Origin of the sequence: Microtetraspora malaysiensis (assembly GCF_001528665.1) — a bacterium.
Lineage (GTDB): Bacteria > Actinomycetota > Actinomycetes > Streptosporangiales > Streptosporangiaceae > Microtetraspora_A > Microtetraspora_A malaysiensis.
The window spans coordinates 350619-375069 of record NZ_BBYJ01000006.1 but is presented as its reverse complement, the minus strand read 5'-3'; the positions used below and the strand labels follow the sequence as shown (position 1 = coordinate 375069).

The following is a 24451-nucleotide window of genomic DNA, read 5'->3' as shown; positions in this document are numbered from 1 at the left end:
TCAGCCACTGCGTGGAGGTCCCGCCCGACGATGTCTTCCCACTATTTCCGCTCTCTTCCCGCGCAGGTCGACCTGCCGGCCCTCGAACGCGAGGTCCTTGAACGCTGGCGGGACGGGAAGGTCTTCGAACGCTCCCTGGAGCAGAACGCCGGCGGCCCGTCCTGGGTCTTCTTCGAGGGCCCGCCGACGGCGAACGGCATGCCCGGCGTCCACCACATCGAGGCGCGCGTCTTCAAGGACGTCTTCCCTCGCTACAAGTCGATGCGCGGCTACCACGTCCCGCGCAAGGCCGGCTGGGACTGCCACGGCCTGCCCGTCGAGGTCGCCGTCGAGAAGGAGCTCGGCCTCTCCGGCAAGCCCCAGATCGAGGCGTACGGCATCGCCGAGTTCAACGCGAAGTGCCGCGAGTCCGTACTGCGGCACGTGGACGCGTTCGAGGAGATGACCGAGCGGATGGGCTACTGGGTCGACATGTCCCAGGCCTACCGCACCATGGACTCCCAGTACGTCCAGGCCGTCTGGTGGTCGCTCAAGACCATCTGGGACAAGGGCCTGCTGTTCCGCGACTTCCGGATCACGCCGTACTGCCCGCGCTGCGGCACCGGGCTGTCGGACCACGAGCTCGGCCAGCCGGGCGGGTACGAGACCGTCTCCAGCCCCTCGGTGTACGTCCGGATGCCCGCCACCTCCGGCCCGCTGGCCGAGATGGGCGCGTCGCTGCTGATCTGGACCACGACGCCGTGGACGCTCGTGTCCAACACGGCCGTGGCCGTGCACCCCGACGTGACCTACGTCGCGGCGCGCACCGGCGGTGAGATCCTCGTCGTCGCCGAGCCGCTGCTCACGCGGGTCCTCGGCGAGGACGCCGAGGTGGTCGCGACTTTCAGCGGCAAGGACCTGGAGCGCACCGCCTACCGCCGCCCGTTCGACCTGGTCACCTTCCCCGAGGACGGCGCCGACGGGCAGGGTCCCGTCGCCCACTACGTCGTGCTCGGCGACTACGTCACCGTCGAGGACGGCACCGGCCTGGTCCACCAGGCGCCCGCCTTCGGCGCCGACGACATGGCGGTCTGCAAGCGGTACGGCATGCCGGTCGTCAACCCGATCGGCCCGGACGGGCGTTTCCTCCCGGACGTGCCGCTGGTCCGCGGGATGTTCTTCAAGGACGCCGACGAGCCGCTGACCGACAGCCTGCGCGAGCGCGGCCTGCTGTTCCGGGGCGGCCACTTCGAGCACAGCTACCCGCACTGCTGGCGCTGCCACACGCCGCTGCTGTACTACGCGCTCCCCTCCTGGTACATCAGGACCACCTCGATCAAGGACGAGCTGCTCGCCGAGAACGAGCGGACCAACTGGTTCCCCGGCACGATCAAGAACGGCCGGTACGGCGAGTGGCTGCGGGGCAACGTGGACTGGGCGCTGTCGCGGTCCCGTTACTGGGGCACCCCGCTGCCGCTTTGGGTCTGCTCCGAGGACGACTCGCACGTCACCTGCGTCGGCTCCCTGGAGGAGCTCGGCGAGCTGGCCGGGCAGGACCTGTCCGCGCTCGACCCGCACCGCCCCTACGTGGACGACGTCGCCTTCCCCTGTGGGCAGTGCGGCGCCGAGGCCAAGCGGGTCCCCGACGTCATCGACGTCTGGTACGACTCGGGCGCCATGCCGTTCGCCCAGTGGGGCGCGCCGCACGTCGACAAGGAGATCTTCGAGCGCTCCTACCCGGGGCAGTTCATCTGCGAGGCCATCGACCAGACCCGTGGCTGGTTCTACTCGATGATGGCCGTGGGCACGCTCGTCTTCGGCCGCTCCTCCTACGAGAACGTGCTCTGCCTCGGCCTGATCCTCGCCGAGGACGGCCGCAAGATGAGCAAGCACCTCGGCAACGTGTTGCAGCCCATGCCGCTCATGGAGCGGCACGGCGCCGACTCCCTGCGCTGGTACATGGCGACCTCCGGCTCACCGTGGGCGCCCCGCCGGATCGGCCACGCCTCGCTCGAGGAGATCATCCGGAAGGTCCTGCTCACCTACTGGAACACGACGTCGTTCTTCGCCCTGTACGCCAACGCCGAGTCGTGGTCGCCGTCCATGATGGGCGAGGCCCCGCCGCACGCGGAGCGTCCGCTGATCGACCGGTGGGCGCTGGCCGAGCTGCACCGGACCGTCGCCGAGGTGACGGCGTCCCTCGACGAGTTCGACACCGCCCGGGCCGGCCGCCGGCTGACGGAGTTCCTGGACGACCTGTCCAACTGGTACGTCCGGCGCTCCCGCCGCCGGTTCTGGTCCGGCGAGGCCGCCGCGTTCGCCACGCTGTACGAGTGCCTGGAGACCGTGACGCGGCTGATGGCCCCGATGGTCCCGTTCCTCACCGACTACGTGTGGGACGTGCTGCGCGGGGTGGACGCGCCGCAGTCGGTCCACCTGGCCACGTGGCCGGAAGTGGACGAGGCGGCGGTCAACCCGGCCCTCTCGGAGCAGATGGCGCTGGTCCGCCGCCTGGTGGAGCTCGGCCGCTCGGCCCGCGCCTCCTCTTCGGTCAAGACCCGCCAGCCGCTGGGCCGCGCGCTCATCGGCGCGCCGGGCTGGGCCGCCCTGCCCGGTGAGCTGCGGGAGCTGATCGCCGACGAGCTGAACGTGCAGACGCTTCAGGACATGTCCGGATTCTCGGCCGATCTGGTGACGTTCACCGTCAAGCCGAACTTCCGCTCGCTCGGCAAGCGGTTCGGCTCGCAGACCAAGCTGGTCGCGGCCGCGGTCGGAGCCGCCGACCCCGCCGCGCTCGCCCAGGCCCTCAGGTCCGGCACGGCCGCCACGGTCGAGGCCGGCGAGCTGGGCACGGTCGAGCTCGGGCCGGACGACGTGATCGTCACCGAGCAGCCGCGCTCGGGCTGGGCCGTGGAGACCGGGGCGGTGGACACCGGCACCGGCGAGACCGTCGCGCTCGACCTGGAGATCACCGACGAGCTGCGCCGGGCGGGCCTGGTCCGCGAGGTCATCCGCCTCGTCCAGGACGCCAGGAAGTCGACCGGGCTGGCGATCACCGACCGGATCGAGCTGTGGTGGTCCGCGCGCGGCGACGACCTGGCCGAGGCCCTCCGTGAGGGAGGCCGGGCCATCGCCGACGAGGTCCTCGCCACCGCGTTCACCGAGGGTTCCCAGGACGGCCTGCCCCGGCACGAGGACGCCGACCTCGGGCTGGTCTTCCAGCTCCGCCGCGCCTGACGGCGCCCCTGTGGGTCCCCGCTCCGGCGGGGACCCACAGCCCGGGCATCTCACCCGCCCATCCTGACAACGGGAAAAACCCGGCGGCGGGGACCCCTGTTCGGGTCCCCGCCGCCGGGTTTCAGATCAGGAACGCCTACGTGGCGCAGATGGAGCAGGGGGTGAGCCCCGCGTCCTCCGCCTCCCTCGTGGCCATCGTCTCCAGTCCCCCCTCGGGGGCGGCCTTGATCAACGGGCAGCTCGCGCGGTGATACCTACGGGTGCCCGTCATGACCATCACGACGTCCGACGAAGCCGCGCCGGCCGCCTCGCCCGGCCGTACGGCCGGGTCGAAGAAGGAGCGTGGCATCGTCGCCGTGGTGGAGCCGGCCGGCTCGGCGGACCCGGCGCGCCCGGGATCCGTCGTCTCGGCCGGGTTCACCGGCTCGTCGTCTTTGGTCGTGCTCTCGGCCGCCGGGACGATGTCCTCGGCGCCGTCCGTGGCCGCGGGGTTGCCCGCCGTGCCTCCGCCGGACGTGCTCCGTCCGGCGGCGTCGCCGGGCCGCGTGAGGCCGGGCAACGTGTCGTCCGCCACGGCCGTTTCGGGCGCGTCGCCTCCGCCCGCGTTCTCCTCGGTGTCGGTGGCGACCCGTGCCGCCGCCTCCGGGACGCAGGCGGTGCAGGGCGTGAAGCCCTCCTCGCGCGCCTCCTCGTGCGTGAGCTCCTCGGCCTCGCGGCCCTGGAGCTGACGGCAGTCCGCCAGGTGGAACCGCTTCCGCCCCGGGATGACCAGCACGATCACGTCCGGGCCGAGCTCTCGTCCCGCCATCGCGGGCCGCGCGGGCGGCCGCTGCTGCTGCGGGAAGGCATGCGGCACCGGCGCCCCCGAGGGGGGAACGACCGGGACACCCATCATGGGGTGCGCCACCGGATGAGCCGGGGCCCCGCCGAAAGCGGGGTGCCCGACGGGCCCGGGAAGGCCGACCTGCCCCGGCATACCCGGATGCCCGGGGACGCCGGCGTGCGCCATCTGGGGTACGGCCGCGGCTGTGCCCTGGGGAGCCGGAACCGGTTCCTCGGCGGCACGCCCGCCGGCCGGGAACAGTTCATGGCGCCTCAGCAGCGCCCCGATCAGCAAACAGACCGCGGACAGCACGCTGACCACGATCGACCACATCACGAGGAACGGCTTCGCCAGGACCACGCCTGCGATGAGCAGGCCGATCGCGACGAGCACCAGAGCGGCACTGATAAGGATCACGGGGGGAACTCCGAGAAGCGGGTCGCGCGGATGACGCGGCCCTTCGCCTTACCGGCGGTCGTTGTGGGGGCCGTCGGGGGTCGGGAAAGCGCCCGAGTGAGGCGAAGGCTCCTGGCCGAAGGGGTTCGGGGAGACCGGCATCGGCTGGGCGCCCGGGGTCACGGCGTGCGCCATGGCCGGGGGTGCACCCACGATCGGGAAGCCGCCGCTGTTCTCGCCCGACACGGTCAGGTCCGCGAGCTGCTGCTCCAGGTAGAGCTTGAGGCGGCTGCGGTACTCCCGCTCGAAGCTGCGCAGCTCCTCCACCTTGCGGTCGAGCTCGTCGCGGTTCTGCACCAGGGTGCCCATGGCCTGGCGGTGGCGCTCCTGCGCGTCACGCTCGAGCGTCTCGGCGCGGGCGCGGGCGTCACCGATGATCTGCTCGGCCTGGCGACGGGCCTTGCCGAGGATGTCGTCGGCCTCGCGCCGGGCGCGGGTCACGGTCTCGTCCGCCTCCCGGCGGGCGTCGGCGATCGCCTGGTCGGCGGTCTGCTGGGCGAGGGCGAGCACCCGGGCCGCGGTGTCCATGTTGTCCTCGGCGGGCGGCATGCCCATGCCGACGGGGACGGGCTCGGGGCGGACGGGCTCCGGAGGCTTGATGGGCTCGGGCTGCGGCACCATCATCTCGGGCTTCGGCTCGATGACCGGGGCGGGGGCCATCTGCATGCCTCCGGCCATGTTCATGCCGCCCGGCACCTTGCCGCGCATGCACTCGGCCAGCTTCGCGCGAAGCTCCTCGTTCTCCTGGATGAGGCGGTCGAGTTCCGCCTCGACCTCGTCCAGGAAGGCGTCGACCTCCTCCTCGTCGTACCCAGGCCTCAGCCTGGTGGTACTGAATTGCTTGTTCCGCACATCGGCGGGCGTCAGCGGCATGTGAGTCTCCTTGGCGCGCTTGGAGTCTGTCCGGAGGGACGGTTCCCGATCAACGAAGCGCGGACACGACTTGGATCAAGACCAAGACCACAATGAACAGCACTGTGAAGCTTAGGTCAAAGGCCACCGTACCCAACCTGAGGGGCGGAATGAAACGGCGGAGAAATTTGAGAGGCGGGTCGGTCAGTGTGTAAGTGACCTCCGCCACTACCAGGACGACCCCGGAAGGCCGCCAGGAGCGGGCAAAGAGCTGCACCGTATCAAAGATCATTCTGCCGATCAGCAGAACGAGGTAAAGAGAGAGTACAGCGACCAAGATCTCACTGACGATCCCCACGGTCGAGCCTCACCTCCATCCTGTTCCGCAGTCTCCGGTCCCCATGGGTACCGCTGAGCCGGTCACTGTCCATACATGGAACTCTAGCTCTGGTTGAAGAAGCCGCGTTCCGCGATTCGGGCCTTGTCCTCGGCGGTCACCTCGACATTGGCAGGGGACAACAGGAACACCTTGTTCGTAACACGTTCGATGCTTCCGTGTAGGCCAAAGACGAGACCTGCCGCGAAATCGACAAGACGCTTGGCGTCGCTGTCGACCATCTCAGTAAGGTTCATGATGACCGGAGTGCCCTCCCGGTAATGCTCCCCGATCGTGCGCGCCTCGTTGTACGTGCGGGGATGGAGGGTCGTGATCCGCGCCAGATCGGTCGTACGCCGTTCGAGCACCGCGGTCGAGGGGCGGGGCGCCGGGATCGACGTGTCACCGTCCTCGTCGTGCTCCTGAGACACCGCTTGCCCGCTCTGCCCCCCGGCGGAGAATCCGCGGCGCGCCGACTCGTAATCGTCGTCGGCGTAGTCCTCGTCATTCGCGTACTCGGTCACATACCTGTCGTCGTAGCGGTCGTCCTCCACGAGACCGAGGTAGACCGCCATCTTGCGCATCGCGCCGGCCATCTCTCGTCGTCCTCCGTGTCACCGGGGCGGGAGCCGTACCACGCCGGTCGGTCCTGCCTGGCAGTCCCGGCCGGTCCGGCCCGGCTTCCTCCCCCTCATGCCTTCTAGGTCCCTTTTGGAAGGCCAGGGCGGTAGCCGTACCCCCGTGGAGCTGACCGCTTATCGACCTCTACCTGGATGCGGACACCAAGGTCCACTTGGGGGACATTACCTGACGAAGGGCTTTCTGCGGCCGAGCAACGCCGTACCGACACGCACGTGTGTCGCACCATTCGCGATCGCCTCGTCAAGGTCACCACTCATCCCCGCCGATACAACGTCCGCCCCCGGGTGATCGTTCCGGAGCGCCCGGGCGATTTCCGCGAGGCGGGCGAAGGCGGGCCCCGGGTCCTGCCCGAGCGGGGCGACCGCCATGACGCCGCGCAGCCGCAGGTTCTCGGCCCGGGCGACGGCCTCGGCCAGCTCGGGGACGGCGGTGGGGGCCACCCCTCCGCGCTCCGCAACGCCTCCCGAGGTGGGCGCGGCGGGGTCGAGCGACACCTGGATGAGGCAGCCGATCTCCCGGTCCGCCCGCACCGCCTCGCGGCTCAACGCGTCCACCAGCCGGACCCGGTCCACCGAGTGGACCAGGTCGGCGTAGGCGACCACCGAGCGGACCTTGTTGGTCTGCAACTGGCCGATGAAATGCCAGGTGAGGCCCAGGTCCGCGCATTCGGACGCCTTGGAGGCGGCCTCCTGGTCACGGTTCTCGCCGACGTCCTGCACACCGAGCCCGGCGAGCAGGCGTACGTCGGAGGCGGGGTAGGTCTTGGTCACCGCGATGAGCGTGATCTCGGACGGGTCCCGGCCGGCCGCACGGCAGGCGTCGCGGATGCGCGCCTCCGTCGCGGCCAGGCCCGCCGAGAGCTCCTCGCGTCGTGCGTCGTTCACTTTTACTCGCGTGTGGGGAAGGTCACTTAAGGAAGTCGGGCACGTCGAGCTCCTCTTCCTGCTCCTCGAACACCACCGGCCGGCGGCTGGCCGGCTGGCTGACGCGCGAGGTGATCGGAGTCGGCGGCTCGGGCGTGGGACGCGGGATGGAGAACGGGCCGGTGCCCGACACGCTCTGCTCCGCGCGCGTGCCTTCGGACACGCTCTCCCGGGGGAAGGACACCGGGGGCTCGGGGTCCTCCGGCACGGGCACCGGCGTCACCGCCGGCTTGGGCGCCTGCATGCCCTCGGGCTCCGGGGCCTGGGGCGCGACCGGGGTGACCGGCACAGAAGGCGCGGAGGCCGGCCGGACCGGGGCGGGCTGCTCCGGCTTGGCCGGGGCCGGCGCGGAAGCGGGCCGGGCGGGCGCCGAGGCCGCCGGACGGGCGGGCTCCGGCCGGGCGGGCTGCGCGCGGGTCGCGGCCTGGGGCGGCGCGGCGGGCTTGGCCGGGGTCGGCTCGTCGAAGCCCGCCGCGATGACCGTCACCCGCACCTCGTCGCCGAGGGCGTCGTCGATCACCGTGCCGAAGATGATGTTGGCGTCAATGGCCGCCGCGTTGGACACGAGCTGGGCCGCCTCGTTGATCTCGAACAGGCCCAGGTCGGAGCCGCCCGCGATCGACAGCAGCACGCCGTGCGCTCCGTCGATGCTGGCCTCCAGCAGGGGGCTGGACACCGCCATCTCGGCGGCGGCGACCGAGCGGTCGTCGCCGCGGGCGTGCCCGATGCCCATCAGGGCGGAGCCCGCACCCGACATGACGGACTTCACGTCGGCGAAGTCCAGGTTGATCAGACCGGGCGTGGTGATCAGGTCGGTGATGCCCTGCACACCGGACAGGAGCACCTGGTCGGCGGCCTTGAACGCGTCCAGCACGCTGACCTGCCGGTCGGAGATGGACAGCAGCCGGTCGTTCGGGATGACGATCAGCGTGTCCACCTCCTCGCGAAGAGTCTCTATTCCGGCCTCGGCCTGCATCGCCCGGCGCTTGCCCTCGAAGCTGAAGGGCCGGGTCACCACGCCGATGGTCAGGGCGCCGAGCGAGCGCGCGATGTTCGCCACGACCGGCGCGCCACCTGTGCCGGTGCCGCCGCCCTCGCCCGCGGTCACGAAGACCATGTCCGCGCCCTTGATGACCTCCTCGATCTCCTCGCGGTGGTCTTCCGCGGCCTTGCGGCCGACCTCCGGGTTGGCTCCGGCGCCGAGGCCGCGGGTGAGTTCGCGGCCGACGTCAAGCTTCACGTCGGCGTCACTCATCAGCAGCGCCTGGGCGTCGGTGTTGATGGCGATGAACTCGACGCCCTTGAGTCCCTCCTCGATCATCCGGTTGACGGCGTTGACTCCGCCGCCGCCGATGCCGACGACCTTGATGACCGCGAGGTAGTTCTGCGGTGCTGCCACGACGAGGGGCCTTTCCGATCGTTTGCGTTGGATGCGGGGGGTACCCGCGCTGGCTAAAAACTCTCACCCTCAAGTTGAGATTTAGAGTTATGTCAACCTGAAGATTGATACGGACAGTAGGGTTGCCCATCCCCCAGGGTCAACTAACCGCGCCGCAAGCACCGTCCGGCGTGTCGCGGCGTGTCCGATTCGCACGCGATTTTGATCACGACTGTCCCGCATGATCGCGTGGGTGGTGAGAAATCTCACTTCACCGTCACCACGTCGGGGGAGCTGACGTCGTAGGAACGTGCAGGCCTCCGGAGCAGGGACTCCAGGATCCGCGCCTTCTCCGCGGAGCGCTCCTCGTCGCCCCATGTGGCCGTACGGCCGTCCGTCAGGCGCAGCGTGACCGACGCGGGCGAGGGCGCGACGACCTCGTCCATCCGCCCCCTCAGCCCGTCGGGAAGAGCCGCGAGGACGGCCAGCGCCGACCTGGTGGCGGGGTCGTCGGCGGCGGGCCGCTGGACGCGCAGCAGGGGAAGCCGGACGGCCGGGCCCGCGTCCCCCAGGACGACGCCGTAGCGGTCCATCGTCACGGTCCTGCCGTCCACCCGCGCCAGGGCCAGGGGCGTGCGCTCGACGACGGAGACCTGGAGGGTCCCCGGCCAGGCCCGGTCCACCCGCGCCGACTCCACCCGGGTCAGCGCGGCGACCCGCACGCGCACCTTCTCAAGGTCGACCCGGGCCAGCGGGGTGCCCGGCGCGACCCCGGCGGCGCGCCGCACCTCGTCGGCGGGCACGCCCACGGCGCCGCTGATCTGTACGTCGCGCACCCCGAGCACCGGGGAGAAGAGGACCAGCCACGTCGCCGCGCCGACCACGCCACCCGTCAGCAGGGTCGCCAGGCCCACTCGCCAGATGGTCGTCCTCACGTCTCACTCCGATCGGCGGGAGGCCGCGCCGAGACGGCGCGCTCGCGTGTCCGGCTCCCCACCATGGCAGCCCGGAGGCCGTCGCGCCCGGCGACTCGCCGGGACTCGCCGGCCGTCGGGCCCGCGACCCCCGGCACCGCTCACCCCGCGGACAGCTCCTCGACGATCAGCGGGCCGAGTTCGGTCACGTCGCCCGCGCCCATCGTGAGGACGATGTCCCCCTGCCGGGCCCGTCCGGCCACCAGCGACGGCACCGCGGACCGATCCGGCGCGTACGCGACGCGATCGGCGGGCAACGGCACCTTCCCGGCCACCAGCGCGCCGGAGACGCCCGGCTCGGGGTCCTCGCGGGCGCCGTACACGTCCAGGACGATCGCCTCGTCCGCCAGGCCCAGAGCCGCGCCGAAGTCGTCGGCGAAAAAGCGGGTGCGGGAGTAGAGGTGCGGCTGGAAGACCGCGATCACCCGGCCGCCCTCCTCCACGACGTCGCGCGCCGCGCGCAGGTCGGCGGCCAGCTCCGTCGGATGGTGGGCGTAGCTGTCGAACACGGAGACGCCGCGGGCCTCGCCCTTGGCCTCGAACCGCCGCTTGGCCCCGGTGAACGCCGCCAGGCCGTCCCTGATCTCGTCGAACGGCAGGCCGAGCTCCAGGGCCACCGCGAGGACGGCCGCCGCGTTCAGCGCGTTGTGCCGGCCGGGGACGGTGAGCCGGACGATTCCGTGGCCCTCCACTGTGAACTCCAGGCCGAGCCCCCTCGGGGCGATCCCGGAGACGCGCAGGTCGGCGTCGGCGGCCTCGCCGTACGTGACGACCTTGAGGCCGCGCTCTCTGGCGGCCGGTGCGAGGGCGGCCGCGCCGGGGTCGTCGGCGCAGAGCACGAGCACCGACTCCACCCGCTCGGCGAAGCGCGCGAAGGTGTCGTAGACGGCCTGCGGCTCGCCGTAGTTGTCCAGGTGGTCGGGCTCGACGTTGGTCACCACGGCGATGCGCGGCGCGAGCATGAGGAAGGATCCGTCGCTCTCGTCGGCCTCGGCCACGAAGACCTCGCCGTTGCCCTCGTCGGCGCCGAGGCCGGTGGTGACGAGCTGTCCCCCCACGCAGTACGACGGGTCGGCGCCGCACTTCTGCAGGGCCACGGTCAGCATGGAGGTCGTCGTCGTCTTGCCGTGGGTGCCGGCGATCGCGATGCCGGTCCGGCCGACCATCACCGCGGCCAGCGCCGCGGCCCTCGGGATGACGCGCAGGTTCTGCCGCAGCGCCTCACCCAGCTCCGGGTTGGAGTCGCGGATCGCGGTGGAGACGACGACGGTGTCCACGTTCTTGATGTGCGAGGCGGCGTGGCCCACGTGGACGACGGCGCCGAGCTCGCGCAGCTCGCCCAGCATCACGGAGGTGCGGGCGTCGCTGCCGGACACCGGCACGCCGCGCTTGAGCAGGATGCGCGCGATGCCCGACATGCCGGCGCCGCCGATGCCGATGAAATGCACCCGCCCCAGCTCCTTCGCCGGGACGGGCCGTACGAGCTTGACAAGACTCACTGGTGGTTCCCCACTCCTCGCACCGTCTTCTTTCTCATCGGTAGGCGATCTCCAGGACCTTGCGGGCCAGGATGTCGTCGGCGTCCTTGCGGCCCATCCGGAACGCGGCCTCGGACATCATCGCGACACGCTCCGGGTCCTGCAGGATCGGCAGCAGCATCCGGACGATCCACTCCGCCGACAGGTCCGCGTCGTCGACCATGATGCCGCCGCCCGCCTGGACGATGGGCTGCGCGTTGAGCCGCTGCTCGCCGTTGCCGTGCGGCAGCGGGACGTACGCCGCGGGCAGCCCGACCGCGGTCAGCTCGGCGCAGGTCATCGCGCCGCTGCGGCACAGCACGAGGTCGGCCGCGGCGTAGGCGAGGTCCATCCGGTCCACGTACGGGAGGATCACGTACTGCGGGTCGCCGGGCGGCGGCTCCATCTCGACCGTGTTCTTGGGGCCGATCACGTGGAGCACCTGGATGCCCGCCGCCCGCAGCACGGGGGACGCCTCCAACGCCGCCTGGTTGACCGAGCGGGCTCCCTGGGAGCCGCCGAAGACCAGCAGGGTGGTGCGGTCGGACTCCAGGCCGAAGTAGGACCTGGCCTTGTCCCCGAGGGAGAAGCGGTCCACCGTCACGACCTCGCGCCGCAGCGGGATGCCGACGCACTGGGCGCCCGGCAGCGCGGTCTCGGGGTGGCCGGTGAACACGTGGTCGGTCATCCGGGCGCCGAGGCGGTTGGCGAGCCCCGGCCGCGGGTTGGCCTCGTGGATGACGATCGGGACACTGCGCCGGCGCGCCGCGAGGTAGCCCGGCGTGGCCACGTACCCGCCGAAGCCCACCAGGACGTCCGCCTGGACGCGGTCCAGGACGCCGGCCGCCGCGTTGATCGCCCCGGCGAGCCGGCCGGGCACGGTCAGCAGCTGCGGCGTGAGCGCGCGCGGCAGCGGGACTGCGGGGATCAGCGCGAGCTCGTACCCTCGGGCGGGCACCAGGCGGGTCTCCAGGCCCTTCTCCGTGCCGAGGCAGGTGATTCCGATCGCCGGGTCCAGTCGGCGAAGCGCGTCGGCCAGCGCGAGCGCCGGCTCGATATGGCCGGCCGTGCCTCCGCCGGCGAGGACCACCCTCATGTCACTCCCTGCCCTCGGGTCGGATCGAGCGCCGGGTCATCGGCCCGCGCGGCGAGATCTCGCTCTCGCCGCCGGACGACCCAGGCCAAGCCAGCTTAAAGCCCGAGCGGCCGGTCCCGGTCCACGGGCGGCGAGGGCTTCGGCGGCTCCCGGCTCCTGCTTGGCGAACGACAACAACATGCCGAGCGCGGCGAGGGTCGGCAACAGGGCCGATCCGCCGTAGGACACGAGCGGCAGCGGGATGCCGGTGACGGGCAGCACGCCGATCACCGCGCCGATGTTGACGATCGCCTGGCCGGCGATCCACGCGACCGCCGCGGCGGCGGCCAGCCGGATGAACGGGTCGCTGACCCGGGAGGCGATCCGCAGCCCGGCGTAGCCGAGCAGGCCGAACAGCGCGACCACCACGAGGGTGCCCATCAGGCCGAGCTCCTCGCCCAGGATGGAGAAGATGAAGTCGCTCTCCGCGTGCGGCACCCAGTCCCACTTCGCCCGGCTGCTGCCCAGGCCGAGGCCGAACCAGCCGCCGGTGCCCATCGCGATCTGTCCTTGGACCGCCTGGAAGCCCGAGGTCTGCGGGTTGTCCCACGCATGCAGGAACCCGGTGAGCCGGGCCATCCGGTACGGCTCCACCATGATCATGAAAGCCGTGGCGAGCGCGAGCAGCGCGAGGACCCCGCCGAACAGCTTCACCGGAGCTCCGACCACCCACAGCAGGGTCAGGAAGATCAGCATGAGCACGATCGTCGTGCCGAGGTCGCGGCCCAGCAGGACCAGGACGGCCAGGATGGCGACGCCCGGCATGAGCGGGACCAGCAGGTGCCGCCACTCGATCAGGCCGCCCCGCGCCTTGCGCGCCAGCATGTCGGCGCCCCAGAGGACGAGCGCGAGCTTGGCCGGCTCCGAGGGCTGGAGGGTGAAGCCGCCGATGTAGATCCACCGCTGCGCGCCCAGCTCGCTGGCGCCGATGAAGATCACCATGACCAGGCCGATGATCGAGATCGCCAGCAGCGGATAGCCCGCGAGCTGGAAGAAGCGGCGGGGCAGCCGCGAGCAGGCGTACATGATCGGCAGGCCGATGGCGGCCGCGCCGATCTGCCGCAGGAACAGGGAGAACGGCGAACGCCCCCCACTGATCTGCATCGACTCGATGCTGGACGCCGACAGGACCATCATCAGCCCGAGCGCGAGCAGCAGCGCGCTGCAGCCGAGGACCAGGTAGTACGAGACGAGCGGCCGCCCGAGGAGCTCCCGAAGCCTGGCCCGCCATCGGAGCATGTCGTGCGCGTTCGCGGGCTTCTCCGCCGCCGCCTCACTCGTCATATGTGCTTTCGTCCTCGAATCCCCCGGCGTGACTGCCTAGCCGGAAAGCCGGTGGACCGCCCGCGCGAAGGCGTCCCCGCGCGCGCCGTACCCCGGCCACATGTCCAGCGACGCCCCGGCGGGCGCGAGCAGCACGGTGTCCCCGGGTGAGGCGAGCCGCCGGGCCTCCCCGACGACGCGGTCCATGACTCCAGTGTCTTGCCCCGGAACGTCAACGACCGGAACATTCGCGGCGTGTCGCGCCAGAGCCTCCCGGATCCGCGCGCGGTCCTGGCCGAGCAGGACCGCTCCCCTGAGCCGGGGCGCCGCCCCGCGGACCAGGTCGTCGACGTCCGCGCCTTTCAACTGGCCGCCGGCGATCCATACCACCGACCGGTAGGCGGCGAGCGACGCCGCCGCGGCGTGCGGGTTCGTGGCCTTGGAATCGTCCACGTAGTCGACGCCGTCCACTGTGGCGACGTGCTGGATCCGGTGCGGGTCCGGGGCGAAGGCGCGCAGGCCCCGCCGTACGGCGTCGGCGGGCACGCCGTACGCGCGGGCGAGCGCGGCGGCGGCGAGCGCGTTGGCGACGTTGTGCGGGGCGAACGGCGTGATGTCGCCGAGGTCGGCGAGCTCCTCCGCCTCGCGCACGGGGTCGGTCACGAAAGCCCGGTCGACCAGCAGCTCCTCGACGAGGCCGAGCTGCCCGGGGCGCGGCGTGCCGAGCGTGAACCCGACGGTCCGGACGTCCCCGGCGCCCGCCTCACCGGGAAGGTACGGCCCGGCCAGCCGCGCGCACCAGTCGTCGTCGGCGTTGTAGACGACCACGTCCGCCTTCTCGAAGATCCGCGCCTTGGCGGCGGCGTACTCCTCCAGGGAGCCGTGCCAGTCGATGTGGTCGGGGGCGACGTTGAGCAGCGCGGCGGCCCGCGGCGCCAGGCTCGACGACCAGTGGAGCTGGAAGCTGGACAGCTCGACCGCCAGCACGTCGTACGGCTCGCGCACGGCCGCCGCGATCGGGACGCCGACGTTGCCGACGGCGACGGCGCGGTGCCCGGCCTCAACCAGGATCGAGGTCAGCATCCGCACGGCCGTGGTCTTGCCGTTGGTGCCGGTCAGGGCGAGCCACGGGGCGGCGGAGCCGTCCGCGGCCCGCAGCCGCCACGCCAGCTCGACCTCGCCGATCACCTCGACGCCGGACCGTACGGCGGCGGCCAGCAGCGGGTGGCTGGGGCGCCACCCCGGCGAGGTGACCAGGAGCGAGGCCTCGTCGGGGAGGATCGGCTCGCCGAACCGCACCTCGACGCCGAGGGGGGCCAGCTCGGCCGCCGCGGCCCGCTGGCGCTCACCCGGGTTCGCCTCCAGGACGACGACCCGCTCCCCCGCGGCGGCCAGGCCGCGGGCGGCGGCGGCGCCGGAGACACCCAGCCCGGCGACCACGACCACGCTCACTGCTTGGGCATCCATTCGAGGTAGAAGAGGCCGAGCGCGGAGGCGGCGCAGAGCGCGGCGATCAGCCAGAACCGCACCACGATGGTGGTCTCAGCCCAGCCCTTCAGCTCGAAGTGGTGCTGGAGCGGGGCCATCCGGAACACCCGTTTCCCGGTCATCTTGAAGAAGCCGACCTGGATCATGACCGACGCGGTGATGACCACCGGCAGGCCGGCGAGGATGACCAGCAGGAGCTGGGTGCGGGTGGTGAACGCCAGGCCGGCGATGACGCCGCCCAGCGCGAGCGACCCCGTGTCACCCATGAAGATCTTGGCGGGCGGCGCGTTCCACCACAGGAAGCCGACCAGCGCGCCGAGCACGGCGGCGGCGACCACCGCGAGGTCGAGCGGGTCGCGGACGACGTAGCAGTTGGGCCCCAGCGCCGCGGTGCAGCTGTTGCGGAGCTGCCAGTTGCCGATCAGCACGTACGACGCGAGCACGACGCCGGTCGCGCCGCTGGCCAGCCCGTCCAGGCCGTCGGTCAGGTTCACCGCGTTCGAGAAGCCCACGATGATGAACAGCACCCAGATCGTGAACCCCACCAGCCCGATGGAGGGCCCGAAGTCCCGCAGGAACGACAGCCGCGTCTCCGCCGGGGTGATGTCGTACGCGTTGGGGAACTGCACGCAGAGCACTGCGAAGACCGCGCCGACGACGAGCTGGCCGAGCGCCTTGGCGCCGCTGCGCAGGCCCAGGCTGCGCTGCTTGTAGATCTTGATGAAGTCGTCCAGGAACCCGACGAGGCCGAGGCCGGTCATCAGGAACAGCACCAGCAGGGCCGACACCGTCGGCGGTTCCGTCGTCGCGGAGAAGAACGTCATCAGGTGCGCGCTGAAGTACCCGATCAGCGCGGCGATCACGATCACGGTGCCACCCATGGTGGGGGTGCCCCGCTTGTCGTAGTGCCCCGACGGGCCTTCCTCGCGGATGTTCTGGCCGATGCCGCGCCGGGAGAAGAGCCGGATGGCCAGCGGGGTGCCGGCCATGGACAGCAGCAGCGACACCACGGCGGCGATGAGGATGTTCCTCATCGGTCGTCACCTCCGAGCAGGGCCTCGGCGACCCGTTCCAGCGCCTCCGCCCGTGGCCCCTTCACCAGCACCACGTCTCCGGGGGCGAGCCGCGCCGACAGCTCGGCGGCGGCCGTCTCCACGTCGGGCACGTACAGCGCGCCCGGCGCTCCCGCCAGGACCGGCCCGGCGTCCTCCCCGACGACGATCAACCCCTCCAGCCCGGCGCCCGCGGCGAGCCGCCCGAGCTGCTCGTTCAGCGCCACGCTTTCCTCGCCCAGCTCGCGCAGCGCGGCGATCACCGCGAACTTGCGCCGCCCCTCGCCGATCACGGCGAGGCTGCCGAACGCCGCCCGCATCGAGTCGGGGTTGGCGTTGTAGGCGTCGTTGACGACGGTGACGCCGTCGGCCCGCTCGGTGACCTCCATGCGCCAGCGACTGCGCGGCTCGGCCTCCGACAGCTCCTCGGCGATCGTGCCGACAGGGAGCCCCAGCTCGTACGCCGCCGCTGCCGCGGCCAGCGCGTTCTCCACCGCGTGCGCGCCGTACAGGCGCAGCGATACGGGGGCGGCGCCGGAGGGCGTGCGCAGCGTGAAGGACGCGCGGCCCCGGGCGTCGAGCGTCACGTCCTCGGCCCGCACCTGGGCGTCGACGGAACGCCCGAAGAAGGTCACCCGAGCGCGGGTGCGGGAGGCCATGGCGGCGACCAGGGGGTCGTCGGCGTTGAGCACGGCCACGCCGTCCTCCGGCAGCGCCTCCGGCAGCTCGCCCTTGGCCCGCGCGATCGCCTCCTTGCCGCCGAACACGCCGAGGTGGGCGGTGCCGACGTTCAGCACGACGCCGATCCGCGGCGGCGCGATCCGGGCCAGGTCGGCGATGTGGCCGATGTTGCGCGCGCTCAGCTCCAGGATCAGGAAGCGCGTCGCCTCGTCCGCCCGCAGCACGGTCAGCGGGTGGCCGATCTCATTGTTGTACGAGCCGACGGGAGCCACGGTGGGGCCCATCCGGGCGGCGAGCCTGGCCAGCAGGTCCTTGGTCGTGGTCTTGCCGGACGAACCGGTCACCCCGACGACGGTCGTGTCGGGAAGCTCGGACGCCACGGCGTTCGCCAGCGCGGCCAGGGCGGCCTGAACGTCCTCCACGATCACGGCCGGCGCCTCGACGGGCCGGGACGCGAGGACGGCGACCGCCCCGTCCGCGCACGCGCGGGCGGCGAAATCGTGGCCGTCCGCGCGCTCTCCCTTGATCGCGACGAACAGCGATCCCGGCTCGACGGCCCGCGAGTCGATCACGACGGGGCCGCGGATCACGGCGCGAGCGTCGGCCATGCCGGTGAGCGCACCCGAGGTGACCTCGGCGACCCGGGCCAACGGCAACGGGATCATGCGTCTTTCCTGCTCTCTATCACGTTGATCGGTCGGTTCGGCCGCGCCTCACGCACGGTGCGGCGGAGCGTCCCGCCCCGCCTCGTGCCCGGCTCGGCCTCCTCTTCTGGAGATGGCCTGGGCGACCACCTCGCGATCGTCGAAGGGGATGACCCGTCCCTCGACGTACTGCCCCTGCTCGTGGCCCTTGCCGGCCACGACCACGACGTCTCCCGGCGCAGCGCCCGCGATCGCGAGTTCGATCGCGGCGGCCCGGTCGGGCTCCACGATCACGTGCGCTCGTTCGCCCTTGGGCACCCTGAGCGCTCCCTCCATCATCGCGGCCAGGATCGCGAGCGGATCCTCGCTCCTGGGGTTGTCGCTGGTGAGAATCGCGACGTCGGCCAGCCGCGCGGCCGCCTCTCCCATGATCGGGCGCTTGCCGCGGTCGCGGTCGCCGCCGCAGCCCAGCACGACGACGAGGCGACCCTGGGTCACCTCGCGCAGCGAGCCGAAGACCGACTCTACGGCACCGGGCTTGTGAGCGTAGTCCACGATCGCCTGGAAGCCGACCGCACCCGGCACCCGCTCCATCCGACCGGGAACCCCGGCGAACGCGGAGATCCCGTCGACCGCCGCCTGGAGGCCGACGCCGGCCTCGACGAGCGCGACGATCACGCCGAGGGAGTTGTCCACGTTGAACGGGCCGGGCAGGGCCACCGAGACGTCGGCCTCGACTCCCCCGGGACCGACCACGCGGAAGGCGCTGCCGTCGGCGCCCAGGCGCACGTCCTCGGCCCGCCAGTCGGCCTCCGGGGCGCCCTTGGCGGAGAACGTCGTCGTCGGCACTTTGGCCCGGCCCAGGAGCTCGCGGCCGTACGGGTCGTCGATGTTGACCACGCCGACGCGGGACAGCTCGGGGGTGAACAGCTTCACCTTGGCGGAGAAGTAGTCCTCCAGGTCGCTGTGGAAGTCCAGGTGGTCCTGGGACAGGTTCGTGAAGATCGCGACGTCGTAGAAGACCCCGTCGACACGGCCGAGGGCGAGGGCGTGGCTGGAGACCTCCATCGCGGCGGCGGTCACGCCCTGCTCGCGCATCAGCCCGAACAGCCCGTGCAGGTCGCTGGCCTCGGGGGTGGTGAGCTCCGGGGTGAACCGCAGGTCGCCCGCGCGGATCTCCACGCCGCCGACCAGGCCGGTGCGGTGCCCGGCGGCCCGCAGGCCCGCCTCCAACAGGAAGGTCGAGGTCGACTTGCCGCTGGTGCCCGTCACGCCGATGACCGTGAGATCGCGGACGGGCCGGCCGTACACCCAGGAGGAGACCTGGCCGAGCACCGCGCGCGGGTTGGGCACGACGAGCACCGGCAGTCCGGTCTCCGCGGCCGCGGCACGCCCCTCCTCGTCGGTGAGGATCGCCACCGCGCCCGCCGCCATGGCCTGGCGGGAGAAGGTGGCGCCGTGGGCGTTGTTGCCCGGCAGGGCCACGTACAGATCGCCACGGCGGATGCGGCGGGAGTCGATGCCGATGCCGGTGACGGCGCCGCGCGGCGCCTTGGCGCCCGGCGCGGGCACCACTGAGGGCGTGCCGAGGAGGGCCGTCAGACCGGACAACGGACGGGCCGGGACGGCCTCAGGACGCATGGAGAACGGGGGACGCACGGCGAGAGCGTACCTCCCTCCGTCACTCTCCGGCGCGAAGGACGGCCTTGGGCGCCTTCGTTCCGGTCGGTGGGATCTTCCTGGTCTTCAAGGCGAAACTCATGACCTCCCTGAACACCGGCGCGGCCACCGCCCCGCCGTAATGACCCTTCTTCGGATCCTGGATGACGGCCAGCGCCATGAGGCGCGGCGCGTCCGCCGGGGTGAAGCCGACGAACGTGGCCGTATAACCGCAGTACCCGCCGCACTTCTGGTCGTACCGCATGGCGGTTCCGGTCTTTCCCGCCACACGATATCCGGGGATCGCCGCCTCCGTTCCCGTGCCGTCGTTGCCGACGGCGGCTTCGAGCATTCCGGAGATCTGCTTGGCGGTCGTCTCGCTGATCACGCGCGTCTGCTTCGGGGTGGGAGCCGGGGCCAGCCGTCCGTGGCCGTCGGTGGTGCCCGCCACCAGCGACGGCGTCACGCGTACGCCGCCGTTGGCGATCGTCTGGTAGACGCTCGCCATCTGCAGCGCGGTGACCGAGACGCCCTGGCCGTACGCGACCGTGCAGCGCTGGCTGCCGGACCAGGTGCGCCAGTCGGGCAGCAGGCCGGCTTCCTCGCCGGGAAGGCCCGAGCCGCTGACGGAGCCGAACCCGAACGCCCGGATGGTGTCGTAGAGCCGCTGGTTGCTGAGCTTGCGCGCGGCCATGATCGTGCCGACGTTGCTGGACTCGGCGATGACCCCGGTGAAGGTGAGCTTCTCCGGCGGATGCGTGTGGGCGTCCTTGAGCACGCGGTCCGCGCACTGGATCTGATCGGGCACCCGGAAGACCGTGTTCGGCGTCACCCCGGCGTGCTCGATCGCCGCGGCGGCGGTGATCACCTTGTTGGTGCTGCCGGGTTCGAAGACCTCGGAGGCGGCGCGGTTGCCCCGGTCCTCGGCGGCGACGGTGCTCCAGTGGTTCAGGTCCACGCCCGGCGAGTTCGCCATGGCGAGGATCTGGCCGGTCTTGATGTCCATCACGATCACGCTGCCGCTGGCCGCCTTGCTGGCCTGGACCTGGCGGTCGATCGCCTGCTCGGCCGCCCACTGGATGTCCCGCTCGATGGTCAGCCGCACGTCCTGGCCCGCCACCGGCTCCTTGCGCGTGCTGCGCGTCATCGGGATGCGCTCGCCACCGCGGCCGATCTCGATGCTCTGCTGGCCGTCCTGCCCCGCGAGGAGCTTGTCGTACGTGCGCTCCAGGCCCTCGAGTCCGTGCCCGTCGTAGCCGACGAAGCCGAGCAGCCCTCCGGCGAGCCTGCCGCCGGGGTACATGCGGCGGTAGGTCGGCTTGGAGCCGACGCCCTTGAACCTCATCTCCATGATCTTCTTGGCGCGCAGCGGGTCGACGTCCCGGTTGAGGGGGATGTACCGCTGCTGCGTCTTCGCGAGCGCGGCGTCCACCTTCTCCTTGGGCAGGTTCAGCTCGCTCGCGAGCGTGCTGCTCACCTGTTCCCGCTTCTTGGGGTCCACCTCGTAGGGGTCGACGTAGATCTCTGCCGCGTCCTTCGTGAGGGCCAGCTCGTGGCCGTTCACGTCCGTGATGGAGCCGCGTCTGGCGGGGAGGGTCTCCGGCTGGACCCGCTGCCGTTCCGCCTTGGCCTGGAGCACCTTCGAGTCGAGCCCCTGGAGCTGGACGAGGCGCCCCGCGAACAGCGACAGCACGAACGCCATCGCGATCAGCCCGGCGTGCAGCCGCCGCCCGGGGTTGCCCAGGCGCAGCACGGCGGGCGGCCGCGGCGGCGGGTTCCCGGGCGGCTGGCCGGAGCCGCGCAGGCCGCGCGATCGTACGGTCTCGTCCCGGTCGTCCCCCCTCGGGGCACGCGGCCCTCCGGGGCGCGACTCACCGGGCCGCCGCGCCCTGGCCGGGTCCTCGCCCGTGCGGCGCGGCCCGCCCGGACGGGGGGCCTTCGGGGAGCCGCCGGTGCGGCCGTCGCCGGAACCGGAACGGACTCCGGCGCCGGACGCGGGCCGCCCGGAGCCCGACGGCGGACGGCCGGAGCCGGTCGCCGGTTTCCCCGGGACGGCGGCGGGCCGTCCTGAGCCGGACGCGGGCTTGCCGCCCGAACCGGGGGCCGGCCGTCCGGAGCCTGACGACGATCTGCCGGAAGAACCGGAGGAGCCGGACGCGGGCTTCCCCGCGCCGGGAACCGGCCTCCCCGAGCCGGAGGCGGGCCGTCCCGAGCCCGATGATGATCTTCCCGAGCCGGAGGCGGGCCTGCCGCCCCCGGGGTTCTGCGGACCGCGCCGGCCCGAGCCGCCGCCCGGTCCCTGGGCGCGTCCGCCCGAACTGCTCCCGGGGCCCTGGCCTCCACGCCCGCCGGAACCGCCGCCCGGTCCCTGACCGCCGCGTCCGCCCGGGCCGCCGCGGCCGGGCCCCGGGTTCCGGCCGCCGCCCTCCCTCACCGGCCCGCGCCCTCCGTCTCACCGCCGGTACGCGCGCCGGACTCGTGCTCGGCGGAGATGAAGCGCGGAGGGGCCGTCTGGTCGGTGTCCAGCTTGGAGCCGCCGCGGGCCTGCTCGTCGAGCGCGCCCGGCTGGGTCAGCGTGCGGACCTGGTTGTCGAGCTCGTCCGCCTGCTGGCGCAGCCGCTCGGTGCCCGAACGCAGGTCGCTCAGCTCGAACGAGTCCTGCGCGAGCACGGTGTTCAGCAGCAGCAGGCTGACCAGGCCGCCGCAGAGCAACCCGACGACGAGCAGCACGAACGGCGCGCGCGGCGGCCGCCTGCCGCTCCTCGCGGCCGCGGCGCCGGTCGCCGACGCGGCGGACCGCGCCACACGCCGGGGCCGCCTGAGGGCGACGGGCTCGGCCGTGGTGGTCGCGCCCGCCTCGGGCGCCTCGCGCACGGGGGCCGGACGGGCCGGAGTGGGGCGGGCCGGGGCCGGTCGGGCGGGGGCCTGGCGGGCGGTGGTCGCGCCCGACCGCACCGCCGTCGCCTTCGCCGCCGTGCCTTTCACCGCCGTGCCCTTGACCGCCGTGCCCTTGACCGCCGTGCTCTTCGCCGCGGTTCCCTTCGCCGCCGTGCCCTTCGCGGCGGCGCCCGTCGTCGGCGCGTTCTTCGCCACCGGGCGGCCGCTCGCGCCGCTCCTGCCCTTCGGCGTGCTCACGCTCCGCGAGGCGGCGGCCGACGTCGTTGAGGCAACGGAGGTCGCGGTCCGGCTCTTCGGCACCGTCGCGCTCCTGGACCCGCCGGGGTTCTTCGCGGGATCGGCGGTCGCGCCCCGGACGCCGCGCCGCACCGGCGGCTCGGCCGGGGGGACGCGCCGCTCGGAGGGGACGCGAGCGCCGCGCGCGGGCGGGTCCGCGTCCTCACCCCCGCGGACCTGCCGTCCGTCGCGTCCGTTCTGGGCGCGGCCGGCGGTGGGCACCGCCGCGCGCCCCCTCGCGGGAACGCGTCGCGCCGCCTGCCGGCTCTCCTGCTCAGTCCTCATCCCTCGCGGATCCTCTCTGCCGCCCGCAACCGGGCCGACGCCGCCCGCGGATTGCGGGCCACCTCGTCTTCGTCCGGGAGCTCCGCTCCCCTCGTCAGAAGGCGGAACCGGGGCTGGTGAGCCTCGAGCGGGACCGGGAGCCCGGGGGGGCTGGTATCCCTGGTTCGCGCCACGAGGACCTGCTTGGTGAGCCGGTCCTCCAAGGAGTGATAGGCGAGCACGACCACGCGCCCGCCGAGCGCGAGCGCGTCGAGGGCGGCGGGCAGCGCCCGCTCCAGAGCGGTGAGCTCCTCGTTCACCTCGATGCGCAAGGCCTGGAAAGTCCTCTTCGCGGGGTTGCCCCCCGTCCGCCGGGTCGCGGCGGGGATCGCCGACCTGACCAGGTCGGCGAGCTGCTTGGTGGAGGCGATGGGCTGCTTGGACCGTTCCTTGACGATCAGGCTGGCCACGCGCGCGGCGAAGCGTTCCTCGCCGTAGTCGCGCAGGATGCGGGTCAGCTCCGCGGCGGAGTACGTGTTGACGACCAGTTCCGCGGTGAGCTCCTGGTCCGGGTCCATCCTCATGTCGAGGGGCGCGTCGTAGGAGTACGCGAAGCCGCGCTCCGCCTCATCGAGCTGGGGCGAGGAGACGCCGAGGTCGAACAGCACGCCGTTGACCCTTGGCCGCCCGATGTGGTCCAGGACGTCGGTCAGCTCGTCGGAGACCGCGCGCACGATCGTGGTGCGCCCGGCGTACGGCGCCAGGCGCGCGGTGGACCGCTCGATGGCGGTCGGGTCGCGGTCGATGCCGACGAGATGGAGGGAGGGGTGGGCGGCGAGCAGCGCCTGAGCGTGCCCGCCCAGGCCGAGGTTGGCGTCGACGACCACCGGATCCGGCCCGGACAACGCCGGGGCGAGAAGATCCAGTACGCGATCGAGCATGACCGGAACGTGACCGGACGACGGCTCGGAGAACTCCGACAACGCTGTAAACCCCCAAAATGCTGCCGCTGCAAAGCTCGCGGATATGCGGCTGCCGCCGGTGATCTTCTTATGGATCCCCCACCCAAAGGACCGCTCCCGTGCGGGGAGGCGACCCGCCCGGCCAGGTCCCCATCCGCGTCGCCGGCCGCGGAACCTGACACCGGGGAAGGTGCATCAGGTGCCGCTGGGAGCGGGTGGAGACCTCGCCGAACGTCACCGACGGGTCTTTCCTGATCTCGCCGACGCGAGATCCGATGTCACGAATTACAGAACTCCGGGCAACACCTCCTCGGAAAGGTCGGAGAACGCCTGTTCCTGATCCGCCAGATAGGCCTCCCAGGCCGCGGCGCCCCAGATTTCCAGGCGGGTGTTGGCTCCAATGACGGCGCAGTCACGTTCCAGACCCGCGTATTGCCGCAGGCTCGGGGGAATCGTGATCCGTCCTTGCTTGTCCGGCGTCTCATCGGACGCGCTCGCGAAGAAGACCCGGCTGTAGTCCCGGACCGCCTTGGCGGTCACCGGCGCGGTGCGCAGAGCCTCGGTGATGCGCTGGAACTCCTCTACGGGGAAGACGTAGAGGCAGCGCTCCTGGCCCTTGGTGATCACAAGACCCTCCGCCAGCTCCTCGCGATACTTCGCCGGCAGGAACAGCCGTCCTTTGTCGTCCAGACGCGGCTGGTGGGTGCCGAGGAACATCGGCTCCACCTCCCGTGCCTTGCGGAGCGCTCAGCGCTTTCGCCCCTGCCCTCCACTGCGCACCACCATACTCCACTTCTCCCCACCGTCAACCGATTCCGGCCCTCGTCGCGGGCTATTTCGTTCGCATTTCCGCAGGTCAATTGAGGTGGTGCGGAGTGGGGCGCCCCGGAGCCCCGCAACCCCGGTGCGGGCGTGTCGGAACCCGCCTCCACGGGGTGGCAGCCCCGGCCCCGCCGGGGTTTCCGGCGCCCC

19 protein-coding genes are annotated in these 24451 nt (G+C 72.2%); 1 reads left to right on the top strand and 18 read right to left on the bottom strand.

Features of this window, described 5'->3' with window-relative positions; genetic code table 11:
- The first annotated feature begins 30 nt into the window (after window positions 1–30).
- Window positions 31–3216, top strand: a complete 3186-nt coding sequence (ileS, locus tag AWQ71_RS07125) for an isoleucine--tRNA ligase (protein ID WP_067128494.1) — start codon at window positions 31–33, stop codon at window positions 3214–3216.
- A gap of 136 nt (window positions 3217–3352) precedes the next feature.
- Here the strand turns inward: ileS and AWQ71_RS07120 are convergent, their stop codons facing one another.
- From AWQ71_RS07120 to mraZ, 18 genes are all read right to left on the bottom strand, one after another.
- Complete coding sequence (locus tag AWQ71_RS07120; protein ID WP_157570221.1) at window positions 3353–4456, bottom strand: hypothetical protein; 1104 nt, start codon at window positions 4454–4456, stop codon at window positions 3353–3355.
- 48 nt (window positions 4457–4504) lie between these two features.
- The gene (locus tag AWQ71_RS07115; RefSeq protein ID WP_067128490.1) at window positions 4505–5368 is read right to left on the bottom strand and encodes a DivIVA domain-containing protein; all 864 of its coding nucleotides are present in this window, start codon (window positions 5366–5368) and stop codon (window positions 4505–4507) included.
- A 49-nt stretch (window positions 5369–5417) separates the two neighbouring features.
- Window positions 5418–5705, bottom strand: coding sequence for a YggT family protein (locus AWQ71_RS07110; protein ID WP_061252351.1), 288 nt, complete (start codon window positions 5703–5705; stop codon window positions 5418–5420).
- Between the two features lie 83 nt (window positions 5706–5788).
- Window positions 5789–6319, bottom strand: a complete 531-nt coding sequence (locus AWQ71_RS07105) for a cell division protein SepF (RefSeq protein WP_067128487.1) — start codon at window positions 6317–6319, stop codon at window positions 5789–5791.
- A gap of 207 nt (window positions 6320–6526) precedes the next feature.
- Window positions 6527–7249 (bottom strand): YggS family pyridoxal phosphate-dependent enzyme, encoded by a 723-nt coding sequence (locus AWQ71_RS07100; protein ID WP_067128485.1) that lies wholly within the window; start codon window positions 7247–7249, stop codon window positions 6527–6529.
- A gap of 22 nt (window positions 7250–7271) precedes the next feature.
- Complete coding sequence (gene ftsZ / locus AWQ71_RS07095) at window positions 7272–8687, bottom strand: cell division protein FtsZ (protein ID WP_067128482.1); 1416 nt, start codon at window positions 8685–8687, stop codon at window positions 7272–7274.
- 245 nt (window positions 8688–8932) lie between these two features.
- Window positions 8933–9601, bottom strand: coding sequence for a cell division protein FtsQ/DivIB (locus AWQ71_RS07090; RefSeq protein WP_245658148.1), 669 nt, complete (start codon window positions 9599–9601; stop codon window positions 8933–8935).
- A gap of 140 nt (window positions 9602–9741) precedes the next feature.
- A complete protein-coding gene (gene murC, locus AWQ71_RS07085) occupies window positions 9742–11139 on the bottom strand; it encodes a UDP-N-acetylmuramate--L-alanine ligase (RefSeq protein ID WP_067128478.1) in 1398 nt (465 codons plus the stop codon).
- A 34-nt stretch (window positions 11140–11173) separates the two neighbouring features.
- Window positions 11174–12253 carry an undecaprenyldiphospho-muramoylpentapeptide beta-N-acetylglucosaminyltransferase gene (gene murG, locus AWQ71_RS07080; RefSeq protein ID WP_067128470.1) on the bottom strand — a complete coding sequence of 360 codons (1080 nt, stop codon included), beginning with the start codon at window positions 12251–12253 and terminating at the stop codon, window positions 11174–11176.
- Window positions 12254–12289: 36 nt separating this feature from the next.
- Entirely contained in the window at window positions 12290–13531 is a 1242-nt protein-coding gene (gene ftsW / locus AWQ71_RS07075; RefSeq protein WP_245658168.1) for a putative lipid II flippase FtsW, read from the bottom strand.
- An 81-nt stretch (window positions 13532–13612) separates the two neighbouring features.
- The gene (gene murD, locus AWQ71_RS07070) at window positions 13613–15022 is read right to left on the bottom strand and encodes a UDP-N-acetylmuramoyl-L-alanine--D-glutamate ligase (protein ID WP_067128465.1); all 1410 of its coding nucleotides are present in this window, start codon (window positions 15020–15022) and stop codon (window positions 13613–13615) included.
- Entirely contained in the window at window positions 15004–16077 is a 1074-nt protein-coding gene (mraY, locus tag AWQ71_RS07065; protein WP_067128464.1) for a phospho-N-acetylmuramoyl-pentapeptide-transferase, read from the bottom strand. Before mraY ends, murD begins: the two co-directional genes overlap by 19 nt.
- Window positions 16074–17441 (bottom strand): UDP-N-acetylmuramoyl-tripeptide--D-alanyl-D-alanine ligase, encoded by a 1368-nt coding sequence (locus tag AWQ71_RS07060; RefSeq protein WP_067128463.1) that lies wholly within the window; start codon window positions 17439–17441, stop codon window positions 16074–16076. Before AWQ71_RS07060 ends, mraY begins: the two co-directional genes overlap by 4 nt.
- 48 nt (window positions 17442–17489) lie before the next feature.
- The gene (locus AWQ71_RS07055) at window positions 17490–19061 is read right to left on the bottom strand and encodes a UDP-N-acetylmuramoyl-L-alanyl-D-glutamate--2,6-diaminopimelate ligase (RefSeq protein ID WP_067128460.1); all 1572 of its coding nucleotides are present in this window, start codon (window positions 19059–19061) and stop codon (window positions 17490–17492) included.
- Between the two features lie 40 nt (window positions 19062–19101).
- Window positions 19102–20832, bottom strand: a complete 1731-nt coding sequence (locus tag AWQ71_RS07050; protein ID WP_245658147.1) for a peptidoglycan D,D-transpeptidase FtsI family protein — start codon at window positions 20830–20832, stop codon at window positions 19102–19104.
- Between the two features lie 677 nt (window positions 20833–21509).
- Window positions 21510–22538, bottom strand: a complete 1029-nt coding sequence (gene ftsL, locus AWQ71_RS07045) for a cell division protein FtsL (RefSeq protein ID WP_157570220.1) — start codon at window positions 22536–22538, stop codon at window positions 21510–21512.
- Window positions 22535–23500 (bottom strand): 16S rRNA (cytosine(1402)-N(4))-methyltransferase RsmH, encoded by a 966-nt coding sequence (gene rsmH, locus AWQ71_RS07040; protein WP_067128456.1) that lies wholly within the window; start codon window positions 23498–23500, stop codon window positions 22535–22537. The genes ftsL and rsmH overlap by 4 nt, the downstream gene beginning before the upstream one ends.
- Before the next feature lie 264 nt (window positions 23501–23764).
- On the bottom strand, window positions 23765–24196 hold the full coding sequence (gene mraZ, locus AWQ71_RS07035) for a division/cell wall cluster transcriptional repressor MraZ (RefSeq protein WP_067128454.1): 432 nt from the start codon (window positions 24194–24196) through the stop codon (window positions 23765–23767).
- Window positions 24197–24451 lie beyond the last annotated feature (255 nt).